This is a genomic window from Streptomyces sp. NPDC088706 (genome assembly GCF_044752765.1).
Classification (GTDB): domain Bacteria; phylum Actinomycetota; class Actinomycetes; order Streptomycetales; family Streptomycetaceae; genus Streptomyces.
This window is the reverse complement of record NZ_JBIVLW010000001.1, coordinates 818,301-843,989: the sequence shown is the minus strand read 5'-3', so window position 1 is coordinate 843,989 and position 25,689 is coordinate 818,301. Positions and strand designations below refer to the sequence as shown.

17 protein-coding genes and 1 pseudogene are annotated in these 25,689 nt (G+C 70.5%); 17 read left to right on the top strand and 1 reads right to left on the bottom strand.

What is annotated here, in order from left to right:
* Positions 1-76: 76 nt before the first annotated feature.
* From ACIQAK_RS03860 to ACIQAK_RS03790, 15 genes are all read left to right on the top strand, one after another.
* On the top strand, positions 77-2,698 hold the full coding sequence (locus ACIQAK_RS03860) for a valine--tRNA ligase (protein ID WP_366387924.1): 2,622 nt from the start codon (positions 77-79) through the stop codon (positions 2,696-2,698).
* A gap of 125 nt (positions 2,699-2,823) precedes the next feature.
* Positions 2,824-4,356, top strand: a complete 1,533-nt coding sequence (locus ACIQAK_RS03855) for a folylpolyglutamate synthase/dihydrofolate synthase family protein (protein ID WP_366387925.1) — start codon at positions 2,824-2,826, stop codon at positions 4,354-4,356.
* Positions 4,357-4,363: 7 nt separating this feature from the next.
* Positions 4,364-4,726 (top strand): DUF4233 domain-containing protein, encoded by a 363-nt coding sequence (locus ACIQAK_RS03850; protein ID WP_366387926.1) that lies wholly within the window; start codon positions 4,364-4,366, stop codon positions 4,724-4,726.
* Between the two features lie 116 nt (positions 4,727-4,842).
* Complete coding sequence (gene ndk, locus ACIQAK_RS03845; RefSeq protein ID WP_366387927.1) at positions 4,843-5,256, top strand: nucleoside-diphosphate kinase; 414 nt, start codon at positions 4,843-4,845, stop codon at positions 5,254-5,256.
* Between the two features lie 288 nt (positions 5,257-5,544).
* Positions 5,545-6,564 carry a rod shape-determining protein gene (locus tag ACIQAK_RS03840; protein ID WP_093687258.1) on the top strand — a complete coding sequence of 340 codons (1,020 nt, stop codon included), beginning with the start codon at positions 5,545-5,547 and terminating at the stop codon, positions 6,562-6,564.
* Positions 6,565-6,717: 153 nt separating this feature from the next.
* A complete protein-coding gene (gene mreC / locus ACIQAK_RS03835) occupies positions 6,718-7,773 on the top strand; it encodes a rod shape-determining protein MreC (protein ID WP_366387928.1) in 1,056 nt (351 codons plus the stop codon).
* Between the two features lie 9 nt (positions 7,774-7,782).
* Positions 7,783-8,448, top strand: coding sequence for a rod shape-determining protein MreD (mreD, locus tag ACIQAK_RS03830; RefSeq protein ID WP_366387929.1), 666 nt, complete (start codon positions 7,783-7,785; stop codon positions 8,446-8,448).
* 49 nt (positions 8,449-8,497) lie between these two features.
* A complete protein-coding gene (gene mrdA, locus ACIQAK_RS03825; RefSeq protein WP_366387930.1) occupies positions 8,498-10,714 on the top strand; it encodes a penicillin-binding protein 2 in 2,217 nt (738 codons plus the stop codon).
* The gene (gene rodA, locus ACIQAK_RS03820) at positions 10,714-11,907 is read left to right on the top strand and encodes a rod shape-determining protein RodA (protein WP_366387931.1); all 1,194 of its coding nucleotides are present in this window, start codon (positions 10,714-10,716) and stop codon (positions 11,905-11,907) included. The genes mrdA and rodA overlap by 1 nt, the downstream gene beginning before the upstream one ends.
* Positions 11,908-11,936: 29 nt before the next feature.
* Positions 11,937-13,469, top strand: a complete 1,533-nt coding sequence (locus tag ACIQAK_RS03815) for a CYTH and CHAD domain-containing protein (RefSeq protein ID WP_366387932.1) — start codon at positions 11,937-11,939, stop codon at positions 13,467-13,469.
* 52 nt (positions 13,470-13,521) lie between these two features.
* Complete coding sequence (locus ACIQAK_RS03810; protein WP_366387933.1) at positions 13,522-15,447, top strand: TIGR03960 family B12-binding radical SAM protein; 1,926 nt, start codon at positions 13,522-13,524, stop codon at positions 15,445-15,447.
* Positions 15,448-15,798: 351 nt separating this feature from the next.
* The gene (locus ACIQAK_RS03805; RefSeq protein WP_366387934.1) at positions 15,799-16,014 is read left to right on the top strand and encodes a hypothetical protein; all 216 of its coding nucleotides are present in this window, start codon (positions 15,799-15,801) and stop codon (positions 16,012-16,014) included.
* Entirely contained in the window at positions 16,001-16,510 is a 510-nt protein-coding gene (locus ACIQAK_RS03800) for a DUF6879 family protein (RefSeq protein ID WP_366387935.1), read from the top strand. Before ACIQAK_RS03805 ends, ACIQAK_RS03800 begins: the two co-directional genes overlap by 14 nt.
* On the top strand, positions 16,492-17,217 hold the full coding sequence (locus ACIQAK_RS03795) for a Scr1 family TA system antitoxin-like transcriptional regulator (RefSeq protein ID WP_401847770.1): 726 nt from the start codon (positions 16,492-16,494) through the stop codon (positions 17,215-17,217). Before ACIQAK_RS03800 ends, ACIQAK_RS03795 begins: the two co-directional genes overlap by 19 nt.
* Positions 17,214-17,435 (top strand): hypothetical protein, encoded by a 222-nt coding sequence (locus tag ACIQAK_RS03790; RefSeq protein ID WP_366387936.1) that lies wholly within the window; start codon positions 17,214-17,216, stop codon positions 17,433-17,435. The genes ACIQAK_RS03795 and ACIQAK_RS03790 overlap by 4 nt, the downstream gene beginning before the upstream one ends.
* Positions 17,436-18,118: 683 nt before the next feature.
* Here the strand turns inward: ACIQAK_RS03790 and ACIQAK_RS03785 are convergent.
* Positions 18,119-19,677 (bottom strand): annotated as a pseudogene (locus tag ACIQAK_RS03785) (recombinase family protein).
* A 541-nt stretch (positions 19,678-20,218) separates the two neighbouring features.
* Here ACIQAK_RS03785 and ACIQAK_RS03780 point away from each other — a divergent pair.
* Together ACIQAK_RS03780 and ACIQAK_RS03775 are read left to right on the top strand one after the other, a co-directional pair.
* Entirely contained in the window at positions 20,219-21,037 is an 819-nt protein-coding gene (locus ACIQAK_RS03780) for a TIGR03936 family radical SAM-associated protein (RefSeq protein ID WP_366387937.1), read from the top strand.
* 227 nt (positions 21,038-21,264) lie between these two features.
* On the top strand, positions 21,265-25,632 hold the full coding sequence (locus ACIQAK_RS03775) for an Rne/Rng family ribonuclease (protein ID WP_366387938.1): 4,368 nt from the start codon (positions 21,265-21,267) through the stop codon (positions 25,630-25,632).
* The last annotated feature ends 57 nt before the right edge of the window (positions 25,633-25,689 follow it).

Here is a 25,689-nt window from a genome sequence, read left to right as displayed (position 1 = left end):
TGGGGGATCGGGCCGGACACCGTTACCGAACCAATCCGTTTCAGTGCAGACCTGTGACGGCCCTAAACTGTCCCCCGTGACCGAGAACTCATCGCAGCAGCCAGCCAGCAACCCCGAACTGCCGACCCAGTACGCGCCGGCCGATGTAGAGGGGAAGCTGTACGAGCGCTGGGTAGAGCGTGGTTACTTCGAAGCCGACGAGCACAGCGACAAGCCGCCCTACAGCATCGTCATCCCGCCGCCGAACGTCACCGGCTCCCTCCACCTGGGCCACGCCTTCGAGCACACCCTGATCGACGCCCTGGTCCGCCGGAAGCGGATGCAGGGCTTCGAGGCGCTGTACCAGCCGGGCATGGACCACGCCGGCATCGCCACCCAGAACGTCGTCGAGCGCGAGCTCGGCAAGGAGGGCAAGTCCCGCCACGACCTGGGCCGCGAGGCGTTCGTCGAGCGCGTCTGGCAGTGGAAGGACGAGTCCGGCGGCCAGATCTCCGGTCAGATGCGCCGCCTCGGCGAGGGCGTTGCCTGGTCCCGTGAGCGCTTCACCATGGACGAGGGCCTCTCCAAGGCCGTCCAGACCGTCTTCAAGCAGATGTACGACGACGGGCTGATCTACCGCGCCGAGCGCATCATCAACTGGTGCCCCCGCTGTCTCACCGCGATCTCCGACATCGAGGTGGAGTACCAGGAGGACGACGGCGAGCTCGTCTCCATGACGTACGGGGACGGGGACGAGACCATCGTCGTCGCCACCACCCGCGCCGAGACGATGCTCGGTGACACCGCCGTCGCCGTCCACCCCGACGACGAGCGCTACCGGCACCTGGTCGGCAAGCAGATCAGGCTGCCGCTGACCGACCGTACGATCCCCGTCGTCGCCGACCACCACGTCGACCCGGAGTTCGGCACCGGCGCGGTCAAGGTGACCCCCGCGCACGACCCGAACGACTTCGAGATCGGCAAGCGCCACGACCTGCCGTTCCTCACGGTCATGGACGAGCGCGCGGTCATCACCGTCCCGGGCCCCTTCGAAGGTCTGGACCGGCTGGAGGCCCGCTCCGCCATCGTCGCCGCCCTGCGCGCCGATGGCCGGATCGTCGCCGAGAAGCGGCCCTACGTCCACTCCGTCGGCCACTGCTCGCGCTGCAAGACCACCATCGAGCCGCGCCTGTCCCTCCAGTGGTGGGTCAAGGTCGCCCCGCTCGCCAAGGCCGCCGGTGACGCGGTCCGCGACGGCAGCGTCAAGATCCACCCGCGGGAGATGGAGAAGCGGTACTTCGACTGGGTCGACAACCTCCACGACTGGACGATCTCGCGCCAGCTCTGGTGGGGCCACCGCATCCCCGTCTGGTACGGCCCGAACGGCGAGGTCGTCTGCGTCGGACCGGACGACGAGGCACCCACCGGCGAGGGCTGGACCCAGGACAGCGATGTCCTGGACACCTGGTTCTCCTCCGGCCTGTGGCCGTTCTCCACCCTCGGCTGGCCCGAACGGACCGACAGCCTGGCGAAGTTCTACCCGAACTCCGTCCTGGTCACCGGCTACGACATCCTCTTCTTCTGGGTCGCCCGGATGATGATGTTCGGCCTGTACGTCAACGACGGTGTCCCGCCGTTCGGCACCATCGTCCTGCACGGCATGGTCCGCGACGAGCACGGCAAGAAGATGTCGAAGTCCTTCGGCAACGTGGTCAACCCGCTGGACTGGATGGACAAGTACGGCTCCGACGCCCTGCGCTTCACCCTCGCGCGCGGCGCCAACCCGGGCACCGACGTCCCGATCGGCGAGGAGTGGGTCCAGGGTTCGGCGAAGTTCTCCAACAAGATCTGGAACGCCACCCGATTCGCCCTGATGAACGGCGCCACGATCGAGGGCGAACTCCCCCCGGTCGAGGAGATGTCGGTCACCGACCGCTGGATCCTGTCCCGCCTCAACAAGACGGTCGCGGACGTCGACGGCTTCTACGACGACTTCCAGTTCGCCAAAATCAGCGAGTCCCTGCGCCACTTCGCCTGGGACGAGGTCTTCGACTGGTACGTCGAGCTCTCCAAGACCACCTTCTTCGCGGGCGGCCGCCCGGCCGAGGTCTCGGGCCGGGTCCTCGGCGAGGTCCTGGACGTGATGCTGCGGCTGCTGCACCCGATCGTCCCGTTCGTCACGGAGGCGCTGTGGACCGCGCTCACCGGGCGCGAGTCGATCGTCATCGCCGAGTGGCCGGGCGACTCCGGCTTCCGCGACGACGCGGCCGAGAAGGAGATCGAGCTCGTCCAGCAGGTCGTGACCGAGGTCCGCCGCTTCCGCAACGACCAGGGCCTCCAGCCCGGCCAGAAGGTCCCGGCCGAGCTCACCCTGACCGGTACGGCGCTCGCCCCGCACGAGGCGGCCATCCGCCAGCTGCTGCGGCTCCAGCCCGCCGGGGACGGCTTCCACGCCACCGCCTCCCTCCCGGTCGCCGGGGCCACCGTCGCCCTGGACCTGTCCGGCACGATCGACGTGCCGGCCGAGCGCAAGCGCCTCACCAAGGACCTGGAGGCGGCGCGGAAGGAGAAGGCGCAGGCCACCGGGAAGCTCGGCAACGAGGCGTTCCTGGCCAAGGCCCCGGACGACGTGGTCGACAAGATCCGCGGCCGCCTGTCCAAGGCCGAGGCCGACATCGAGCGGATCTCCGCCCAGCTGGCGGCCCTCCCGCAGAGCTGATGTGCTGATCGGCGAAGCCCCCGTTCCCCCGGCCGACCGGGGGGAGCGGGGGCTTCGCCGTACCGTCTGCGGGCAGTCCGCCGGGCGCTGCGCGCGATGTCGGTGCCCATCCGTAGACTGGCCCCGTGAGTGAGCCCCGCCCTTCAGACCGGCACGACGCGTCCGAGCCCGACGACACCTTCGAGGAGATCGTCGGCGAAGAGACCCAGCGCGACCCCGACCTGGCGGTGATCGAGGCCGGGAGCCGCACCCTGCGCACCTACGCGGGATCCCCCCAGGGCGAAGCGGTCCCCGCCCGACCCACCGACCCCGAGACCGACCGGGCGCTGCGCGCGGTGGAGCAGGAGCTCGCCGGACGCTGGGGCGAGACCAAGCTGGAGCCCTCGGTCACCCGCATCGCCGCCCTGATGGACGTGCTCGGCGAGCCGCAGCGCGCCTACCCCTCGATCCACATCACGGGGACCAACGGCAAGACCTCCACGGCCCGCATGATCGAGTCCCTGCTCAACGCGTTCGAGCTGCGTACCGGCCGCTACACCTCGCCGCACGTCCAGTCGATCACCGAGCGGATCAGCCTCGACGGCTCCCCGATCGAGCCCGAGCGCTTCATCGAGACGTACGAGGACGTCAAGCCGTACGTCGAGATGGTCGACGCCCAGCAGCCCTACCGGCTCTCCTTCTTCGAGGTGCTCACCGGCATGGCGTACGCGGCCTTCGCCGACGCGCCGGTCGATGTGGCGGTCGTCGAGGTCGGCATGGGCGGCACCTGGGACGCCACCAACGTCATCGACTCCACCGTCGCGGTCGTCACGCCCATCTCGCTGGACCACACCGACCGCCTCGGCACCACGCCGGCCGAGATCGCCGGGGAGAAGTCAGGCGTCATCAAGCCGGGCGCGACGGTCATCCTGGCGCAGCAGCCGGTGGACGCCGCGCAGGTGATGCTGAAGAAGGCCGTCGAGGTGGACGCCACCGTGGCCCGCGAGGGCATGGAGTTCGGCGTCGTCTCCCGCGAGATCGCCGTCGGCGGACAGCTGCTGACGCTGCGCGGACTCGGCGGTGCGGCCACCGAGTACACAGAGATCTTCCTCCCGCTGTACGGGGCCCACCAGGCGCACAACGCCGCCGTGGCGCTGGCCGCCGTCGAGGCGTTCTTCGGCATCGGCGCCGAGCAGGCCCGTTCCCTCGACATCGACGCGATCCGCAAGGCGTTCGCCGCGGTCCTCTCGCCCGGCCGCCTGGAGGTCGTGCGCTCCAGCCCGACCGTCGTCCTGGACGCCGCGCACAACCCGGCGGGCGCGAAGGCCGCGGCGGACGGCATCTCCGAGGCGTTCAGCTTCTCCCGGCTGATCGGCGTGGTCGGCACCAGCGGCGACAAGGACGTGCGGGGGCTGCTGGAGGCCTTCGAGCCGATCTTCGCCGAGGTCGTCGTCACGCAGAACTCCACCGACCGCGCGATGGACGCGGACGAGCTGGCCGCCATCGCCGTCGAGGTCTTCGGCGACGACCGGGTCCAGGTCGAACCGCGCCTCGACGACGCGCTGGAGGCGGCGATCACGCTGGCCGAGGAGGACGACGAGTACGCGGGCGCCGGGGTCCTGGTGACCGGATCGGTGATCACGGTCGGCGAGGCCCGGCTGCTTCTGGGAAGGGGCTGAAAGAAGGATGCGGACGCTCTGCGCCTCGACACTGCTCGGTGAGTTCTTCGTCATCGGCTTCGCCGGACTCGTCGCCATGAAGCTGGACGACGCCTCCATGGCCGCCGTCTGGACGGTCTGCGGGGCCGGCATGCTGCTCTCCCTGCTGCTCTGCGGGATGATCACCCGCCCCGGCGGCATCCAGCTCGGCTGGACTTTTCAGGTCGCCCTGGTCCTCAGCGGCTTCGTGGTCCCGATGATGTTCATCCTCGGCCTGATCTTCGGCGGGCTGTGGTGGGCCTCGGTGCACTACGGCCGCAAGATCGACGAGGCCAGGGCCCGCTGGGCGGACCAGCAGGCCCGGCAGGAGACCGGCGGGGCCGCCGCCTGACGTGACGGCAGGTGTCCGGGGCGCGAGGGTGACCCTGGGTGAACCCGGGCGCAGACCCCCTCCCGTGCCCCTGTAATCTCGCCTCACCGCACCCGTATGCCTGCAAGGAGCCGCACATGACCCAGCGCACCCTCGTCCTGCTCAAGCCCGACGCGGTCCGCCGCGGCCTGATCGGCGAGATCGTCGGCCGGATCGAGCGCAAGGCGGGCTGGCGCATCACCGCGCTGGAGCTGCGCACCCTGGACCAGGACACGCTGGAGCAGCACTACGGGGAGCACAAGGGCCGCTCCTTCTACGAGCCGCTCGTGGAGTTCATGGCCTCCGGCCCGGTCGTCGCCCTGGTGGCCGAAGGTGAGCGGGTGATCGAGGGTGTCCGCGCCCTGGCCGGCCCCACCGACCCGATCGCCGCCGCGCCCGGGTCCATCCGTGGTGACTACGGCACGATCACCCGGGAGAACCTCATCCACGCCTCGGACTCGCCGGAGTCCGCAGAGCGGGAACTGAAGCTCTTCTTTCCGGGACTTTCCTGACCCGATCGGCCAAACAGCGCTGCCTGCCTGGGGCGACCGAAGTAATTCGGTCGCCCTTCGGCATAGGGTTCCCTCTCGCGGGAACGCATCCCTCCGACGTAACGTCACCATGGGTAGAACGGGCAGCCGTTCCGCTCACAATGGCGAAGGACCCTCGCGCTGTGTCCGTGCATACGGCACTACGATGGAAGCTTCCACGCCCGCAGCGCCAACCTCGCCTACCAGAACAAGCCATCATCGCTTCTTGGGAAGGCCCGACGCATCCTCATGGGGAACAAGGGGAACTCAATGTCGTTCATCGGCCGTGACATGGCTATCGACCTCGGGACTGCCAACACGCTGGTGTACGTCAGGGGGCGCGGCATCGTCCTGAACGAGCCGTCCGTCGTGGCCATCAACACCAACACCGGCGGGATTCTGGCGGTCGGCTCCGAGGCCAAGAAGATGATCGGGCGCACGCCCGGCAACATCGTTGCCGTGCGGCCCCTGAAGGACGGCGTGATCGCCGACTTCGAGATCACGGAGCGGATGCTCCGCTACTTCATCCTCAAGATCCACAAGCGTCGCTACCTGGCCCGCCCCCGGGTCGTCGTGTGCGTGCCCTCCGGTATCACCGGGGTGGAGCGCCGCGCCGTCATCGAGGCCTCCACCCAGGCCGGCGCGCGTCAGGTGCACATCATCGAGGAGCCCATGGCCGCGGCCATCGGCTCCGGCCTGCCGGTCCACGAGGCCACCGGCAACATGGTCGTCGACATCGGTGGCGGCACCACCGAGGTCGCGGTGATCTCGCTCGGCGGAATCGTCACTGCCCAGTCGATCCGGACCGCCGGTGACGAGCTGGACAACGCGATCATCCAGCACATCAAGAAGGAGTACTCGCTCCTCCTCGGTGAGCGGACGGCCGAACAGATCAAGATCACGATCGGTTCCGCGTACGACATGGACAAGGACGAGCACACCGAGATCCGTGGCCGTGACCTCGTCTCCGGGCTGCCCAAGACGGTCGTCATCTCGGCCGCCGAGGTCCGCAAGGCCATCGAGGAGCCGGTCAACGCGATCGTCGACGCCGTCAAGACGACGCTCGACAAGTGCCCGCCCGAGCTCTCCGGCGACATCATGGACCGGGGCATCGTCCTCACCGGCGGCGGCGCGCTGCTGCGCGGTCTGGACGAGCGGCTGCGCCGCGAGACGGGCATGCCGATCCACATCGCCGAGGACCCGCTGGACTCGGTCGCGCTCGGCTCCGGCAAGTGCGTCGAGGAGTTCGAGGCGCTCCAGCAGGTGCTGGACGCCCAGCCCCGCCGGTAGGACCGGCGCGACATCACCCGATCCGGCGCGCGGACGCTGCGGCTCCGCCCGCCGGATCGTTGATATAGATCGTTGCTGTACACGTCACGACGTCACGACAGCCACGCATACTCAGGCACGAACATTCCGACGAGGAAGGCACGGCCGCCGCACGTGAGGGACACACGAGAGAGCCGGCTGCTCCTGGTGCTGCTGATCGCCATCGCATTCGCCCTGATCACGGTCGATATCCGAGGCGGCGAGGAGTCACCGGTGGACGGCGCCCGGCAGGCCGCAGCCACGGTCCTGGGACCTGTGGAGAACGGCGTCGCGGCCGCGGTCGACCCGGTGGGCAACGCCATAGGGGCGGTACGGGACTCCGGCAACCGGCACGACCGGATCTCCGCCCTGGAGCAGGAGAACGCCGCGCTGAAGGCCAGGCTCGGCAGCGACGACCGCACCAACAGCCGCGTCCGCCAGCTCGACGCCCTGCTGAAGAACGCGGGCGCCGGACGGTACGGCATCAAGGGCGCCGAGGTCATCGCGATAGGAGCGGCCCAGGGCTTCTCCTGGACGATCACCATCGACGCCGGATCGAACGACGGCATCCGCCGCGACATGACCGTCCTCAACGGTGAGGGGCTGGTCGGCCGGGTCACCACCGTCGGCCCGAACACCGCGACGGTCCTGCTGGCCAACGACCCGGACTTCACCGTCGGCACCCGGATGGAGAAGACCGACGAGCTCGGCTTCGCCACCGGCCAGGGCTCGCGCCCGCTCTCGGTCCAGTTCCTCAACGGCAAGGCCAAGGTCAAGGCGGGCGACCGGCTCGTCACCTTCGGCTCCAGCAAGGACAAGCCCTTCGTGCCCGGCGTCCCGGTCGGCGAGGTCGTCCGCGTCGACCCCTCGGGCGGCGCGCTGACCCGGACCGTCTACGTCAAGCCGTACGTCGGGTTCACCAAGCTCGACATCGTCGGCGTCGTCGTCCAGGCGCCGCGCGCCGACCCCCGCGACACGGTCCTGCCGAAGCAGCAGGCCAGGACGGAGCCCAAGCCGACCCCCACGGTCACCGTCACCGTCCAGCCGAACGGCGACATCGTCGACGGCTCGGGCAAGGTCGTCGGCAACACCAACAAGAAGCCGGGCGACGGCGAAGCGGCCGGTGACGCGGCAGGCGACCAGCAGGGCGACGCCCAGCAACCCGACAACGCGGCAAGCGACCAGGAGTAGCCGATCCCCATGCGCCTGAACCGGACTCTGCTCTCCATCGCCCTGGTCGTCGTCGCCCTCGTCATCCAGGTATCCGTCCTCGCCCGCCTCCAGCTCCCCGGCGCCGTCCCGGACCTGCTGCTCCTCACCGTCCTCGGACTCGCCTTCGTGTACGGGCCGGTCAGCGGCGCGTTCATCGGCTTCGGCGCGGGCCTCCTCGCGGACCTCGCGCCCCCCGCCGACCACGCGGCCGGGCGCTACGCCCTGGTGCTCTGCGTCATCGGCTATCTCGCGGGCCTCGTCCGGCCGGAGAACGGGCAGCTCAAGTCGGCCTTCGCCCCGATGGCCGCGGTGGTCGCCGCCGCGCTCGGCTCGACCCTGCTGTACGCGGGCGTCGGCGCCCTCGTCGGCGACACGGCCGCCCGCCATGTGGGCCTGGGCAGCCTGCTGTTCACGGCCGCGGTCTACGACCTGCTGCTGGCACCCTTCACCGTGCCGCTGATCATGGCACTGGCCAGACGCACCGAGAACGATCCGCTCTCCGAGGCATCCTCCGGCGGGAACGACGTGGCCGCCGGCTGGCTCGCCTCGGGCACCGGCCTGCGGATCGGCAGCCAGCGCGGCGGCCTGCGCGTCAAGGCCGCCCGCTCCCGCGCGGCCCGCGCGGGACGCATCAAGGGGGTCAAGCGACTGTGAAGCCGTACCTCACGGGGCAGTGCCCCCGTACCACCACCGGGGGCACCCCGTGAGCAACATCCCCGAGACCGGGCGGAGCCAGCGGGTCCAGATCCGGCTCATCGTCATCCAGGTCCTCGTCTTCTCGCTGCTCCTCACCCTCGGTGGGCGCCTGTGGTACCTCCAGGTCCGCAACGGCGACGAGTACACCGCCGAAGCGGCGGGCAACGGTGTGCAGCAGGTCGTCCAGCCCGCCGTGCGCGGCTCGATCCTCGACGCGCGGGGCGTACCGCTCGCCGACAACGAGACCCGGCTCGTCGTCTCCGCCAGCCGCACCGAGCTGCTGAAGATGAAGGACGACGGTGTCGGCGTCCTCACCCGGCTCGCCGACGTCCTGGACATGAAGGCGCAGGAGGTCCGGGACAAGGTCCGCCTCTGCGACTCCAAGACTCCCCAGCCCTGTTGGAACGGCTCGCCCTACCAGCCGATCCCGGTCACCGACGAGGCCACCACGCAGCAGGCACTCCAGATCCGCGAGCGCGCCGAGGACTTCCCCGGCATCACCGCCGAACCCACCGCCGTACGCCGCTACGCCGCACCCGGCAAGGCGAGGACCGCGCAGGTCCTCGGCTATCTGTCGCCCGTCACCGACGACGAGATCCAGAAGGCGGTCGACGGCCCGTCACCGTACCTGCGCTCCGACCAGGTCGGCCGGTCCGGCCTTGAGCGCACGTACGACAGGGAGCTGCGTGGCAAGGCGGGCGTCACCCGCTACGAGGTCGACAACCTCGGCCGGGTCATGGGCGAGGCCGAGGACGACCCGGCGGTGCCCGGCTCCAACCTCGTCACCAGCCTCGACGCCCGGGTCCAGGCGGTGGCCGAGTACGAGCTCGCCGAGGCGATGAAGAAGGTCCGGGACGAAACCGACAAGATCACCGGCCGTAAGTACGAGGCCGACTCCGGCGCCGTCGTCGTCATGGAGTCCAAGACCGGCCGGGTCGTCTCGATGGCCTCCCAGCCCGACTACGACCCCAACGACTGGGTCGGTGGCATCTCCGGCAAGCAGTACGCCAAGCTCACCAGCAAGAAGTCCAACTACCCGCTGCTGAACCGGGGCATCCAGGGCCAGGCGCCCGCCGGCTCCATCTTCAAGGTGGTCTCCGCGAGCGCGGCCGTGCGGGGCGGCCACGCCTTCGACGACACCTACAACTGCAGCAGCTCCTACAGCCTCGGCAGCCAGACCTTCGCCAACTTCGAGTCCCAGGGGCACGGCCCCATCACCCTCGGCGACGCGCTCAAGTACTCCTGCAACACCGTCTTCTACCGCCTCGGCCACGAGGAGTGGCAGCGCGACGGCGGCATAAAGCCGAAGAAGGACGCCAAGAACTGGTTCTACCGCACCGCCCGTGACTTCGGGCTGGGCGCCGAGAGCGGCATCGACCTGCCGAACGAGGTCAAGGGCCGCATCCCGGACCGCCAGTGGAAGCAGGACTTCTGGAAGGCGAACAAGAACGCCTGGTGCAAGGAGGGCAAGAAGGGCGGCACCTACGTGCAGCAGATCGCCTACGAGAGCTGCCTGGAAGGCAACCAGCTCAAGGCCTACGACAGCATCAACTACGCCATCGGGCAGGGTGACGTCCTCGTCACCCCGATCCAGATGGCCACCGCCTACGCCGCCATCAGCAACGGCGGCACCCTCTACGCGCCCACCGTCGGCAAGGCCGTGATCAGCCCCGACGGCAAGACCGTCCAGGAGATCAAGCCGAAGGCCACCGGCAAGCTGCCCATCAACGCCCAGACCGTCAAGGACCTCGACAAGGGCCTGCGCTCGGTGGTCGAGCCCGGCGGCACCGCGGCCTGGCGGTTCGGCGGCTGGCCGCAGGACAAGATCCCGATGCGCGCCAAGACCGGCACAGCGCAGGTGTACGGCAAGCAGACCACCTCCTGGTTCGCCACCTACACCGACGACTACACGATCGTCATGACGATCTCCCAGGGCGGCACCGGCTCCGGCGCCTCCGGGCCCGCCGTCCGCAAGATCTACGACGCGCTCTACGGCCTGGACGCCGAGGGCAACCAGGATGTGAAGAAGGCCCTGCTGCCCAAGCCGCAGAAGACGCTGCCCAAGATCCAGCCCGACGGCTCGATCTACGCCCCGAAGGTCAAGCCGTACAACCCCCAGCCGGCGCAGCCGGAAGGCCAGCAGGCCGACCCCGAGAACCTGGTGCCCCAGCCCCCGGGCCAGCCGGGGCTCACCGGCTCACCCGCGTTCGGGAGGCGGCCCTGATGGCAGGTGGATTCTCCGTCTCCCGGTACGCCCCCGAGCGGGGCTCCTGGGCCAAGCTGACGGCCCGTGACTCGCTGGCCCGGCGGCTGGACTGGCCGCTGCTCGGGGCCGCGCTCGCGCTCTCCTTCCTCGGCTCGCTGCTCGTCTGGTCCGCCACCCGCAACCGCGACCACCTCACCCAGGGTGACCCGTACTTCTTCCTGATCCGGCACGCCCTGAACACCGGCATCGGCCTCGCCCTGATGGTCGGCACGATCTGGCTCGGCCACCGCACCCTGCGCGGGGCGGTCCCGGTCCTCTACGGCATCTCGGTGCTGCTGGTCGCCGCCGTCCTCACCCCGCTCGGCACCACGGTCAACGGCGCCCACGCGTGGATCAAGCTGCCGGCGGGCTTCTCGATCCAGCCCTCCGAGTTCACGAAGATCACCATCATCCTCGTGATGGCGGTGCTGCTCGCGGCCCGCGTCGACGCGGGCGACCAGGCCCACCCCGACCACCGGACCGTCGCCAAGGCGCTGGGCCTCGCGGCCGTCCCCATGGCCGTCGTCATGCTGATGCCGGACCTCGGCTCGGTGATGGTGATGGCCGTCATCGTCCTCGGCGTCCTGCTGGCCTCCGGCGCCTCCAACCGCTGGGTCTTCGGCCTGCTCGGCGCGGGCGCCGCCGGCGCCGTGTCGGTCTGGCAGCTCGGGCTGCTCGACGACTACCAGATCGCCCGCTTCGCCGCCTTCGCCAACCCGGCGCTCGACCCGGCCGGTGTGGGCTACAACACCAACCAGGCCCGTATCGCGATCGGCTCCGGCGGCCTCACCGGCACCGGGCTCTTCGAGGGCACCCAGACCACCGGGCAGTTCGTCCCCGAGCAGCAGACCGACTTCGTCTTCACCGTCGCCGGCGAGGAACTGGGCTTCCTCGGCGCCGGGCTGATCATCGTCCTGCTCGGTGTCGTCCTGTGGCGCGCCTGCCGGATCGCCCGCGAGACCACCGAGCTGTACGGCACGATCGTCGCCGCCGGCATCATCGCCTGGTTCGCCTTCCAGTCCTTCGAGAACATCGGCATGACGCTCGGCATCATGCCGGTGGCCGGTCTGCCCCTGCCCTTCGTGTCCTACGGAGGGTCCTCGATGTTCGCCGTCTGGGTGGCGATCGGGCTGCTGCAATCGATCAGGGTGCAGCGCCCGATGTCCGCCTGAACCCGGCTCAGGGGGGTAGGTGTCCGTATATGGCGGACACCAAGCGCGAGATCGAGCGGAAGTACGAAGCCACCGACGCCACCCGGCTGCCCGACCTGAGCCGGGTGGCCGGGGTCGGCCGGGTCGTGGAGCGGGGCGTGAGCGAGCTGGACGCCGTCTACTACGACACCGCCGACCTCCGCCTCGCCCGCGACTCCCTCACCCTGCGCCGCAGGATGGGCGGGGACGACGAGGGCTGGCATCTGAAGTTCCCCGTCGCCACCGGCATCCGGGACGAGCTCCACGAGCCGCTGGCCGACGCCCTGCCGTCCTCCTTCGCCGCGCTGCTGCGCTCCCGCCTGCGCCACGCCGAGGTGGCCCCCGTCGTCCGCCTGCTCTCCTCCCGTGACGTCCGGCACCTGACGGACCCCGACGGCACCCTCCTCGCCGAGGTCGGCATCGACACCGTGTGCGCCGAGCGCCTCGCGGGTCAGGGGACCGGCACCACCGCCACCTGGACCGAGATCGAGGTCGAGCTGGCCGACGACGGCGACCCGGCGATCCTGGACGCCGTCGACAAGCGCCTGCGCAAGGCCGGGGTACGCCCCTCGGAGTCCGCCTCGAAGCTCGCCAGGGCCCTCGCGGAGACCGCGCCCGTAGGCAGGAAGAAGACGGCGAAGCGGAAGAAGGACGAGCCGCGGACCGCGGGCGACCACGTCCTCGCCTACGTGCGCGAGCAGATCCGCACGGTCGTCGACCTCGACCCCGCCGTCCGCCGCGACCTGCACGACTCCGTGCACAAGATGCGCGTGGCGACCCGGCGGCTGCGCAGCGCCTTCAAGACGTACCGCACGATCCTCGACCGCGAGGTCACCGACCCGATCGGCGCCGAGCTCAAGTGGCTCGCCGGCGAACTGGGCGTCGACCGCGACCAGGAAGTCCTCGACAAGCGCCTGGGCGCCGGCACCGACGCGCTCCCGGGCACCCTGGTCCTCGGCCCGGTGCGCGGACGGCTGCAGATCTGGTCCGCCGCCCGCCGCACCGGAACGCGCCGCAGGATCGTCGACGTACTGGACGGCGAGCGGTATCTCACCCTCCTGGACACGTTGGACGCCCTCAGCGCCGACCCGCCCCTGCGTCCCGCCGCCTCCCGCGCACCGGGCAAAGCCCTGCCCCGCGCGGTGCTCAAGGACTACAAGAAGCTCGCGCGCCGCATGGACCACGCCCTGGAGCACCCGCCGGGCCCCGAGCGGGACACCGCGATGCACGAGGCCCGCAAGGCCGCCAAGCGCGCCCGGTACGCGGGCGACGCCGCCCGGCCCGCCCTCGGCAAGCCGGCCAAGCGCTTCGCCAAGCGGGTGAAGGCCGTGCAGTCCGTCCTGGGCGACCACCAGGACAGCGTGGTGGCCCGTGAGGCCCTGCGCACCCTCGCCGTCCAGGCCCACGCGGCCGGCGAGACCGCCTTCACCTGGGGGCTTCTGTACGGGCGCGAGGAGGCGAGTGCCGACGCACGGGAGCGCGAGCTGCCCGAGGTGTGGGCACGGGCCTCGGACCCCGCACTGCGGGCGGATCTGAAGCACTGAGCCGCGCGGTACGCTGGATGGTCACCCCAGCCGGCTCACGAAGGTTTGCGAGATGTCTGCCGCATCGGTCTTCCCACAGCTCGAAGCTCTGCTCCCGCATGTGCAGAAGCCCATCCAGTACGTCGGCGGTGAGCTGAACTCCACCGTCAAGGACTGGGACAGCTGCGACGTCCGCTGGACCCTGATGTACCCCGACGCTTACGAGGTCGGGCTGCCCAACCAGGGCGTCATGATCCTCTACGAGGTGCTGAACGAGCGCGAGGGCGTCCTCGCCGAGCGCACGTACAGCGTCTGGCCCGACCTCGAAGAACTGATGCGCGAGCACAACGTGCCCCAGTTCACCGTGGACAGCCACCGCCCCGTCGGCGCCTTCGACGTCTTCGGGCTGAGCTTCTCCACCGAGCTCGGCTACACCAACATGCTCACCGCCCTGGACCTGGCGGGCATCCCGCTGGAGGCCAAGGACCGCACGGTGGACCACCCGATCGTCCTCGCGGGCGGCCACGCCGCGTTCAACCCCGAGCCGATCGCGGAGTTCATCGACTGCGCGGTCATCGGCGACGGCGAGCAGGCCGTCCTGGAGATCACCGAGATCATCCGCGCCTGGAAGGCCGAGGGCCGCCCCGGCGGCCGCGACGAGGTGCTCTTCCGGCTCTCGAAGACCGGCGGCGTCTACGTCCCGCGCTTCTACGACGTCGAGTACCTCCCCGACGGCCGCATCGGCCGCGTCGTGCCCAACCGGTCCGGCGTGCCGTGGCGCGTCTCCAAGCACACCGTCATGGACCTCGACGAGTGGCCCTACCCCAAGCAGCCCCTGGTCCCGCTCGCGGAGACCGTGCACGAGCGGATGTCCGTGGAGATCTTCCGCGGCTGCACCCGCGGCTGCCGTTTCTGCCAGGCCGGCATGATCACGCGCCCCGTGCGGGAGCGAAGCATCACCGGCATCGGCGAGATGGTCGACAAGGGCCTCAAGGCGACCGGCTTCGAAGAGGTCGGCCTGCTCTCCCTCTCCTCCGCGGACCACAGCGAGATCGGCGACATCGCCAAGGGCCTGGCCGACCGCTACACCGACGACAAGGTGGGCCTCTCGCTGCCCTCCACCCGCGTCGACGCGTTCAATGTCGACCTGGCCAACGAGCTGACCCGCAACGGCCGTCGCTCCGGTCTCACCTTCGCCCCCGAGGGCGGCTCCGAGCGGATGCGCAAGGTCATCAACAAGATGGTCTCGGAGGAGGACCTGATCCGGACCGTCGCCACCGCGTACGGCAACGGCTGGCGTCAGGTGAAGCTGTACTTCATGTGCGGCCTGCCCACCGAGACCGACGAGGACGTCCTCCAGATCGGTGACATGGCGGTCAACGTCATCGCCAAGGGCCGCGAGGTCTCCGGCCAGAACGACATCCGCGCCACCGTCTCCATCGGCGGCTTCGTGCCCAAGCCGCACACCCCCTTCCAGTGGGCCCCGCAGCTTTCCGCCGAGGACACCGACGCCCGGCTGAAGAAGCTGCGGGACAAGATCCGCGGCGACAAGAAGTACGGCCGCTCCATCGGCTTCCGCTACCACGACGGCAAGCCCGGCATCGTCGAGGGCCTGCTCTCGCGCGGCGACCGGCGCGTGGGCTCCGTCATCCGCGCGGTCTACGAGTCCGGCGGCCGCTTCGACGGCTGGCGCGAGCACTTCAGCTACGACCTGTGGATGAACTGCGCGGAGAAGACGCTCCCCGGATTCGGGGTCGACGTCGACTGGTACACCACCCGCGAGCGCACCTACGAGGAGGTCCTGCCCTGGGACCACCTCGACTCCGGCCTGGACAAGGACTGGCTCTGGGAGGACTGGCAGGACGCGCTCGACGAGACCGAGGTCGAGGACTGCCGCTGGACCCCCTGCTTCGACTGCGGCGTCTGCCCGCAGTTCGACACATGGCCACAACTGAGTGAGAGCGGTAAGAAGATGCTCCCGCTGACAGTGAAAAAGTAGGCTTGACCAGCGGCGATGCCATCCGGAGGATGGCAGAGACGCTTGCCGGTCTGAGCGAGACGGGGCGTGCTGACATGCTTCGGACCATGGGAGTGAAGGGGCGCGAGGAGCCGTCGCGATCCGTGCGACGCACGCCGCTTCCCGCACCCCGGCAGGACGCGAGAATCGTCAGCGAGATCGAGTGGCAGTAGGGCTGAAGGGCGTTCGGGCTGGTCGTTGTCCGAGCGCCCTTCGCTCTGCCCGGTAAGTCTGACGCTGAGGGCTTTCCCGTTCTGGAAAGGTGGCTCTCTTGACCTTGCTCACGGTGGCTCGGGAGCATCGAGGGGAGCCATCGAGACGGAGGGGGAAGTCATGGGCGCACCGCTGCGCAAGCTGTCCGGGGACGCGGAGTGCAAGAACGGAACCTGCCCGACCCTGTGGGGAACGGAGGACGGCAAGGACTTCGTCGTTCAGGGGTACATCGAATCGGACCCCGAGCGCCTGGCGCAGCTCGACCTGCCTGAGGGGGAAAGCGCCGTGATCGTTCCGGCTGCCGTCCTTGAGGAGTTCTTCCGTGCTCAGCGGTGAGGAGTTCGGCCGTCTCTTCGAGACCTTCGAGGAGACCGCGTTCCGGCTGGAGACGCTCGACGTATACGACGTGGAGGAGGAGCGGGAGGAGATCGCTCAGTTCCTCTCGGGTGAGGACATGGGCCCGGAGTGGAGTGACAACCCATGGGTGCGCTCGATGACCGACAAAGGCAAGAGCGTCTCCCGCGTTCACGTTCTGCGCTCCCCGCTGACGGACTACCTGCGCTACGAACTGTCGGCCTACCCCGGCAACATCAAGGCCGGGGAGTCCATCGCGATCGTCGACCTTGCCGAGCAGCAGGTGACCGGTCTGCCCGATCACGACTTCTGGCTCTTCGACGACCGTGACGTCTACCGCATGCACTACACACCCGAGGGCAAGTTCGTCGGCGGTGAGCGCCTGCCCGCCGAGCGACTGAGGGAGTATCAGGGTTACCGCGACGTCGCCCTCACCCGCGCCGTGCCGTTCGCGGCCTACTGGGAGCGGCATCACTGACCACGGAGTCGATCGGGAGAGCCCTGCGGGCACTGCGCGAAACATCGGGACTGACCGGTGACGCGATAGCCCGTAGGGCTTCCATGTCCGCAGGGAAGCTCTCGAAGATCGAGAACGGCCGGGCAATGCCCACTGTCCAGGACGTCGACCTGATCCTGTCAGCCCTCGGTGTCTCGGACGCGGTGAAGGAACAGTTCCTGGCGACTGCCCGCGCCGAGGTCACTGAGGCCACAGCGTGGCGTCTGCTGCGCCGTATGGGTCCGTGGAAGCACCAGAACACCATCAAGGCCGTCGAGGCACACACGGCTGCTCTCCGGCTTTTTCAGGGGCAACTCATCCCCGGACTCCTCCAGACGCCGGAGTACGCCAGTGCGGTGTTCTCCCTTCCTCCGGCACTGGCTGACGAGACCAGAAGTCGGACGGTGGCAGCACGGATGGAGCGGCAGGCGACGCTGGACACCCAAGGATGGACCGCGGAGAGATCCATCAGGGAGGCGGCAAGCGTGAGTGATCCGAGGACGACGATGGACGGTCCGGTGAACTTGGCCGTGCCCCGCCCGCTTCCTGAACCCGCGAAGGGGTGCGGAGTCTGCGAGGCGCTGGCCGGTCAACGGAAGACGGCGCGGGACCGGGGGGACTTCTCGGCGGCGACGGATGCGGACGTGGAGATCAGGAACCACCCGCACCGGACACGGCGGCCACGGTGACGCGGGCCGTCCTGCGGTACGTGCTGCACCGCATCACGGAGCACCCGGATACAGACGTCACGTTCGAGGCGGAGTGCCGGCACTGCGGCTGGTCGTCGACGGCTTCGACGGACACGGAAGCGGTCGACGTCGAGTGCATGAGCCATACCGGCAGGAGCGGCCACAAGGGCTTCCGGCGCGTCCGTACGTCGTTCGCGACGGTGGTGCGCGCCGAGTAGGCACAGACCCCTGCCCTTCCCGTGATCGCGGCGGCGCGACGCGGTAGGGGCAGGCCAGTTGTCCCCCGATCGGACAAGCCACGGGTAGGCGGCAGGTCCCGCCTCCGCCTGAGCTGACGTGCTCAGAGAGACGGCGGCGAAGTCGCCTTCAAACTGCAACGGGGTGCGTCCCACGGTGACGGACCTTCCTTCCTGTGCGGCGCACACGGGTGTGCCAGTGACCCCCGCCGGACGGCGGGACATGTGCCTCCCTTCTGTCGGTGGGGGCGTATCGCAGATCAGGCTGGGGCGCCGGATGTGCCACAGGCGTGCTGATGGCCATCGACAAGGGGGGCTGCGCACGTCTCGCAGGTCCAGACGATTCCGCTCGTGATGTTCAAGGGTGGCGACATCCGGGCGGTGACCGAGGCAGCGCATAGCTGTGCCCCGGCGGGTGAGTGGAAGTCGCGCAGTACCGTCCTGCGCTTCGGGATGCCCTCAGCCTCCCTGCGAGCCCCTTGGGATCGCGGCCCCCGGTTCTGGTGGCCAGCTCGACCGTCGTCACGCGGCGGGAGCTACGGTGCCGCTCTATGCGAGAGCGGAGAGATCTTCCTACATGGCGAACTGCTCGGCCGTCAAACGGCTGGCTGCGCCCCCCGCCCATGGGGTCGTTCCTGTTGCAGACATGGGCGGGGCGATCAGCGTCAGAGTTTCGCTGCGAAGTCGTCCGCCTTGATGACGAGCCGCTCGCGTACATCACGCGGGATTTTCAAGCGCAGGTGCACGGCTGGAGCGCGCACCCCCTTGACCTTGGTACGTGTCACCTCGCACGTGATGCCGACGCGGCGCAGATCGACGGCCATGGCTTCCATGCCTCCGGCCTCCCAGGCTTGGCGGAACGTCTTCCCGTTATGGATGAGGGTCCATCTGTCCTGCGTCCTCTCAGGGTTGATCGCGCTCAGTTCGTCCATCAGCCTGTCGAGGGTCTTCTCCGCCTGCTCCTGGCTGAACCGCGTCTTCATGTAGCGGCCTCCGGGCTCAAGCCCCTTCATGTAGTAGGCGATGGATTCTTCGAGCCTCTTCACTTCGGCGCGAGCTTCGGCACCTTGGGCGTACTCGCGGACCTGTACAGGGAAGCGCCAAGGACTCGTAGTACATCGTTCACGAGCACGTCATACACGCGCTGAGGGTCCGGAGCGCCGAGTCCTCCGCTCTTGCACTTCTGGCATCGGAGGTATCTGTACTGGCCGAACTTGTTGGTCGTGACGTGCACGGTCATGTTCGACGCGCAGTCGACGCAGACCAGTACTCCCAGGAACTGTGTAGCGCCGTGGGTCTGGCGCGGAGGCTGCATCTTGCCGCGCCGGTCGATCGCCTCCTGGAGCTTGTCGTACTCGTCCTTGGTGAAAATGGGATCGGCCACCCGGATGGGCTGGCCGTCGTGGCCGAGGATCAACTTGGAGCGGCGCACACCTTTCTCCTTGTTCTCCTCTACGCGGTAGCCCATGAGCGCAGGGTTGCGGAGTCGACGGAGCAGAGTTGACGTAGTGAGCCCTGTCGACATGAGGCCGGAGCGCACGAGGCAGGTGGACATCCGTCGTGCGGACACTCCCCGCATAGCCATGCGGTACGCCCACCGCAGCGCCGTGTGAGCACCCGGCTCGATGGCGAGGGACGGCCTACCGTTCACCTTGGTGGTGACGTAGCCGTACGCAGGCTTCCCGACGAACCATGCATCCTGCGTCCGCGTGTAGTCCCAAAGTGATGCCACGCGGGTAGAGGTGTTGGCCGCTTCGATCTCCGCGATCCCACCGATGAGGGTGACCATCATCCGACCGACGGTCGACTCAAGGTCGATCTGATCGTTCTTCGAAGCAAGGTTCTTCCCGTACCGCTGGCACCACTCGATCATGGTCGAGAGATCTGACGTGCGGCGGATGAACCGGTCCAGCTTCCAGAAGAGAAGCGCATCGAACTCCGGTACCCGGTTGTTGAGCCACTCGCCCAACTCCTTCCGCTTCCACGGCGGCACCTTGGTGGCGGACACGTTCAAGTCGGAGGCAACGCCGACAACCCGGTACCCCTTGTCTCTGGCCAACAGCCGCAGGTCGAGTTCCTGACGCACCGGCGAGGTTGTGTCCTCCCTGAGGACGGAGAGCCGGACAGAGAGGAGTGCGCACGGGGCGTCCGCAGGAAGCAACGCCTCCGTCTTCTTGAGTTCCGCCAGGAGCGCGAGGTCCGAGGCGGTCCACTCGGTGTCGATGTCGTACTTCTTCAGGGGCGGAGGCCAGCCGTGGATTTAGGGGTGTGTCCATCTGCCCGCAGTTCGACCTGGGCATCCCGATCGGCCCGACCGGCAAGAAGCTGCTCCCGCTGAGCGTGGTGAACAAGTAGCGCGTCCCTCGGCGACAGCGCGGGTCGCCCTCCGGGCCACGCCCGGCGCGCCGCGGCCCAAGGCGGGGCGCGCCCCGCCCCGGAGCCCTCGCCCGCCGCCCGGGAAACCGGGCGGCGGGCCCGTCGGGACACCCGGCGCGCACCGGTCGGCGGCGCGGGCGGGGCACGGTTCCGGGAACCGTCGGGGGTGTCTGCGCGTACTCTGGGTAGTACAACGACTGTCCCCAGCGCGGCGCAGGCGTCCGAGACCTCCCTGCTGGGCGAGAAACTCGTCGAGCGGGGGTGAGCCGGAGCGGCACCCCGGGGACCACCCCGTACTTCGTGGGCGGCGCTCCACAGCGCCCGCCCCGCACCGAGGAGAAGAACCACTGGGCAAGCGACAGCCCGAAGGCCCGCCGCCCGCACCGGCAGTGCAGCGCATCCGTTTGCGCTACACCAAGCGCGGCCGCCTCCGGTTCACCAGTCACCGCGACTTCCAGCGGGCCTTCGAGCGGGCTCTGCGCCGCTCCGAGGTGCCGATGGCGTACTCGGCGGGTTTCACCCCGCACCCCAAGGTCTCCTATGCCAATGCCGCCCCCACCGGCACGGGCAGCGAGGCCGAGTTCCTGGAGATCGCCCTCACCGAGGCGCGCGACCCCGACCTCCTGCGCGAGCTGCTCGACAGCTCGCTGCCGGACGGCCTCGACATCATCGACGCGGTGGAGGCCCGCACCTCGGGCCTCGCCGACCGCTTGACCGCCTCCGTCTGGGAGATGCGCCTGGACGGCGTCGACCCCGACGAGGCCCGCAGAGCCGTCGAAGCGTTCAACGCCGCTGAGAGTGTCGAGGTCCAGCGCAAGGCGAAGAACGGCATCCGGACCTTCGACGCCCGCGCCGCCGTCGCCGACCTGCAGGCCCTTGATCCACCGGCTGATAGGCCGGGGGACAAGCCCTGTGCGATACTGCGGCTGGTGGTTCGGCACGTGACACCTGCCGTGCGACCCGACGACGTCCTGTCCGGTCTCCGCGCTGTGGCCGACCTGGCGGATGGGGTCTCCCCTGTTCGAGCGCAGCCGAGAGCTTGGGGATCCGTCCCCGCCGCGGTGACGAGGCTGGCGCAGGGGCTCTTCGACGAGGAGTCCGGCACGGTGACCGACCCGCTCGCGCCCGACCGCGAGGCCGCCCCGACCGCACATCCCGCGGTCGCAGCAGCCGTCGCGACGGCGCCGGAAGGTGCAGGTTCCGCGTAAGGCGGTCGTTGTAGCGCAGCCCTCCGACTCGGGAGCCACCTGGGTCGGGCCGCGCACTGACCCATAAGACTTTCGCCAGGCCGTCCGCGAGATCGCGGACGGAACCGGTGAGCCAGACATCAGCTCCCGTGCGGCGCCCGCGCCCCGGACGGCCCTCCGCACCACGCGGACCGTGCCGGACCGGAAACAGACGCGGCGCCCGGGAGCGCGACGGGAGAACCGCCCGCATGCCTCAGCCGAACGAACCCGCGACCAACGGGAACAACGAAGAGAACACCCCCGGGGACAAGCTGCCGCCGCGCCGCAGGCGCCGCGCCGCCTCCCGCCCGGCGGGCCCGCCCGGCGCCCCGGTGACACCGGCCGCCGAGGACACCGCACCGGCCGCCGAGGACACCGCACCGGCCGCCGAGGACACCGCACCGGCCGCCGAGGACACCGCACCGGCCGCGGAGACCGCCGCCGTACCGGCCCCGGAATCCGCGCCCGAGGAGACGGCCCCCGAGGCCGCCCCGCCCGCCCGTACGCGCCGCCGTGCCGTGCGCAAGGCGACCGCGCCCGCGGGCGCTCCCCAGACCGCCGAGGCGGCTGCCGAGGTCGTCGAGCCCGCCGCCCCGGTGGCCGCCGCCGAGATCCCGGCCGCCGAGCCTGTGGAGCCGGCCGAGGAGGCCCCGGCCCCCCGCACCCACCGCCGCGCGGTCCGCAAGGCCACCGCTCCGGCCGGTGCCCCACAGGCCGCCGAGGTCGTGAGGGCCGTGGAGGCCCCGGCCGAGCCGCTCGTGGAGGAGGACGAGGAGCCGGCGGCCGAAATCGCCGAGCCCGAAATCGCTGAGCCCGAGGTCGTCGAGCCCGAGGTCGTCGAGTCTCCCGCCCCGCGCCGCCGCCGGGCCTCCCGCAAGGCGACCGCGCCCGCCGGCGCCCCGCAGGCAGCCGAGGCCGCTGTGGTCGTCGAGCCGGTCGCGCCCGCCGAGCCCGTGGCCGAACCGGCCGTCGTGGCCGAGCCCGCCGAGCCCGCCGCCGAGGCCCCGCGCGGCCGTACCCGGCGCCGCGCCTCCGCCCCGGCCGGCACCCCGCAGGCCACCGCCCCGGAAGCCGTGAACGAGCCCGCGCCCGCCGCCGAGCCGGCCCCGGCCGCCGCCGAGGTCGTCGAGCCCGCCGAGGAGGCCCCGGCGCCGCGCAGCCGCCGCCGTGCCTCCCGTAAGGCCACCTCACCCGCCGGGGCCCCGCAGGCCGGCGAGGCGGCCGAGCCGGCCGCCGCTGCCCCCGCCCCCGTGGAGGAGCCCGTCGAGGCCGGCGAGAGCCTGCCCGCCGCCGTCGCCGAGGAGCTGGCCGCCGAGGTGGAGGGGGCCGAGGAGGCCGCCCCGCGCGGACGCCAGCGCCGCCGGGCCACCGCCGCCGCGGGCCGCCCCGAGTTCACCGCCAAGACCGAGGAGCCGAGCCGCAAGGGCCGCCGCGCCACGCGCCCGGCCGTCGCCGTGTTCCAGGCCCCGGTCTTCGCCGAGCCGATGTTCCAGACCCCCGAGACGGCGGCCGCCGCCGCTGCCGCGGCCGGCTCCTCCGCCCCGTACGACGAGGCCGACGAGGCCGACGAGGCCGAGGAGCAGCAGACCGCCGAGGTCCAGCAGGCCCCCGCGCCCGCCGAGGCCGCACCGCAGGGCGGCTCGCGTCGCCGTCGCCGCCGCCGTGGTGAGGCCGTCGAGGCCGAGCAGGCCGCGGCGCCCGCCGCTCCGGTGGAGGCACCCGCCGAGCAGCAGCCCGTCGAGGAGGCCTCCGAGGCCGAGGCGGACGAGCAGGAGGGCGAGGACACCGACGAGTACGGCGACCGCCCCTCGCGCCGCCGTCGTCGCGGTGGCCGCCGTCGCCGCCGTGGCGAGGCCAACGACCTGGACGAGGCCGAGCAGCACAGCGACGAGGCGCCTACGGCGTCCCGCGCGGAGGACACCCGCGCCGAGGACGAGCAGGCCCTGGGCCAGGCCGCCGACGACGAGGAGGAGGACGACGACAACGACTCCTCGGCCTCCGGGTCGAGCAGCAGCCGCCGTCGTCGTCGTCGCCGTCGCCGCGGCGGTGAGGGCGGCCCCGAGGCCGACAACGGCACGGACGATCCGGAGCGTACGGTCGTCAAGGTCCGTGAGCCGCGCAAGAAGGAAGCGGAGCGCGAGCCGGGCACCGGCTTCGACGAGGTCCAGTCCATCAAGGGCTCGACCCGTATGGAGGCGAAGAAGCAGCGCCGCCGCGAGGGCCGCGAGCAGGGCCGCCGCCGCGTCCCGATCATCACCGAGGCGGAGTTCCTGGCGCGCCGCGAGGCCGTCGAGCGGGTGATGGTCGTCCGCCAGAGCGGCGAGCGCACCCAGATCGGCGTCCTCGAGGACAACGTGCTCGTCGAGCACTACGTCAACAAGGAGCAGGCCACCAGCTACGTCGGCAACGTCTACCTGGGCAAGGTGCAGAACGTCCTGCCCTCCATGGAGGCCGCGTTCGTCGACATCGGCAAGGGCCGCAACGCCGTCCTGTACGCCGGTGAGGTCAACTTCGAGGCGCTCGGCATGGCCCACGGGCCGCGCCGCATCGAGACCGCGCTCAAGTCCGGCCAGTCGGTCCTGGTCCAGGTGACCAAGGACCCGATCGGCCACAAGGGCGCCCGCCTGACCAGCCAGGTCTCGCTGCCCGGCCGCTACCTGGTGTACGTGCCCGAGGGCTCGATGACCGGGATCAGCCGCAAGCTGCCCGACACCGAGCGCTCCCGCCTCAAGACGATCCTCAAGAAGATCGTCCCCGAGGACGCGGGCGTCATCGTGCGCACCGCCGCCGAGGGCGCCAGCGAGGACGAGCTGCGCCGTGACGTCGAGCGGCTCCAGGGGCAGTGGGAGGAGATCCAGCAGAAGGCGAAGGGCACCAGCGGCTCCAACGCGCCGACGCTGCTCTACGGCGAGCCGGACATGACCGTCCGGGTCGTCCGCGACATCTTCAACGAGGACTTCTCCAAGGTCATCGTCAGCGGTGACGAGGCGTGGGAGACCATCCACGGTTACGTCTCGCACGTGGCGCCGGACCTGACCGAGCGGCTCTCCCGCTGGACCTCCGAGGTCGACGTCTTCGCCACGTACCGCATCGACGAGCAGCTGATGAAGGCGCTGGACCGCAAGGTCTACCTGCCCAGCGGCGGTTCGCTGGTGATCGACAAGACCGAGGCGATGGTGGTCGTCGACGTCAACACCGGCAAGTTCACCGGCCAGGGCGGCAACCTGGAGGAGACCGTCACCAGGAACAACCTGGAGGCGGCCGAGGAGATCGTGCGCCAGCTGCGGCTGCGTGACCTCGGCGGAATCGTCGTCGTCGACTTCATCGACATGGTGCTGGAGTCCAACCGGGACCTGGTGCTGCGGCGCCTGCTGGAGTGCCTGGGCCGCGACCGCACCAAGCACCAGGTCGCCGAGGTCACCTCGCTCGGCCTGGTCCAGATGACCCGCAAGCGGGTGGGCCAGGGTCTGCTGGAGTCCTTCTCCGAGACCTGCGTCCACTGCAACGGGCGCGGTGTGATCGTCCACATGGAGCAGCCGACGTCCGTCGGTGGCGGCGGCGGTGGCAAGAAGGCCAAGAAGCGTGGCCGCGGCGGCGCCGGCCAGGACCACGAGCAGGACCACGAGCACGGCCACGGCCACGAGGACCACGTGACCTCCGAGCCGGCCGAGACGGAGGCCGAGCTGGCCGCCGAGGTCGCCGCCCCGGTGGCGGTGGAGCCCGAGGTCACCGCCGACGAGGAGTTCTACAGCAGCCCGGCCGAGGCCGAGGCGGCCGCATCGCGCGGCCGTGGCCGCCGCCGGGCGACCCGCAAGGTGTCGGCCCCGGCCGGCGCCCCGAAGGCCGCGGCTGCCACTCCGGTGGCCGAGGCGCCCGCTCCCGTCACCGAGGCGGAGCCGGTCGCCGTCGCGCCCGCGCCCGAGGCCCCGGTCGCTCCGGAAGCCCCTGCCCCGGTCGCGCGGGAGGCAGCCGAGGTGGCGGAGGCCGCGCCCCAGGGCCGTACGCGCCGGCGTGCCACCCGCAAGGCGTCCGCTCCGGCGGGTTCGCCGAAGCAGGCCGAAGCGGCGGAGCCGGTGCAGCCGGCCGAGCCCAGCACGGACCCGGTCGCCGTGGAGGACCCGGTCGTCGAGGCGCCCGCCGAGCCCGCTCCCGTGGCGGAGACCCCCGTGGCGGAGACCCCCGCGGCGGAGGCTCCCGTACAGGAGGCCGCTCCGCCGCGTGCCCGGCGCCGGGTGACCCGTAAGGTGACCGCTCCGGCGGGTTCACCCACGGGAGCGGAGGAGGCGGCGGTCGTCGTCGTCGATTCGGCGCCCGAGGCGAAGGCCCCGGAAGCCGAGGCCGACGCGTCCGACGCGGCGGCACCGGCGAAGAAGACGGCCCGCAAGGCCGCCGCCAAGAAGGCTCCGGCGAAGAAGGCGGTGGCCAAGAAGACGGCCGCCAAGAAGACCGCCGCGAAGAAGACCACGGCGAAGACGACCGCGAAGAAGACGACGAAGAAGACCGTCGCCGCCGAGCAGTCGTCGCCTTCCGTGACCGCCTCGGCATCGTCCACCGACGGCGAAGTGTCGGCCGGATGACGATTCCGTAATCGGATGTTCATTGTCCGTGGCCCGTTCCGATACCTTTCGGGGCGG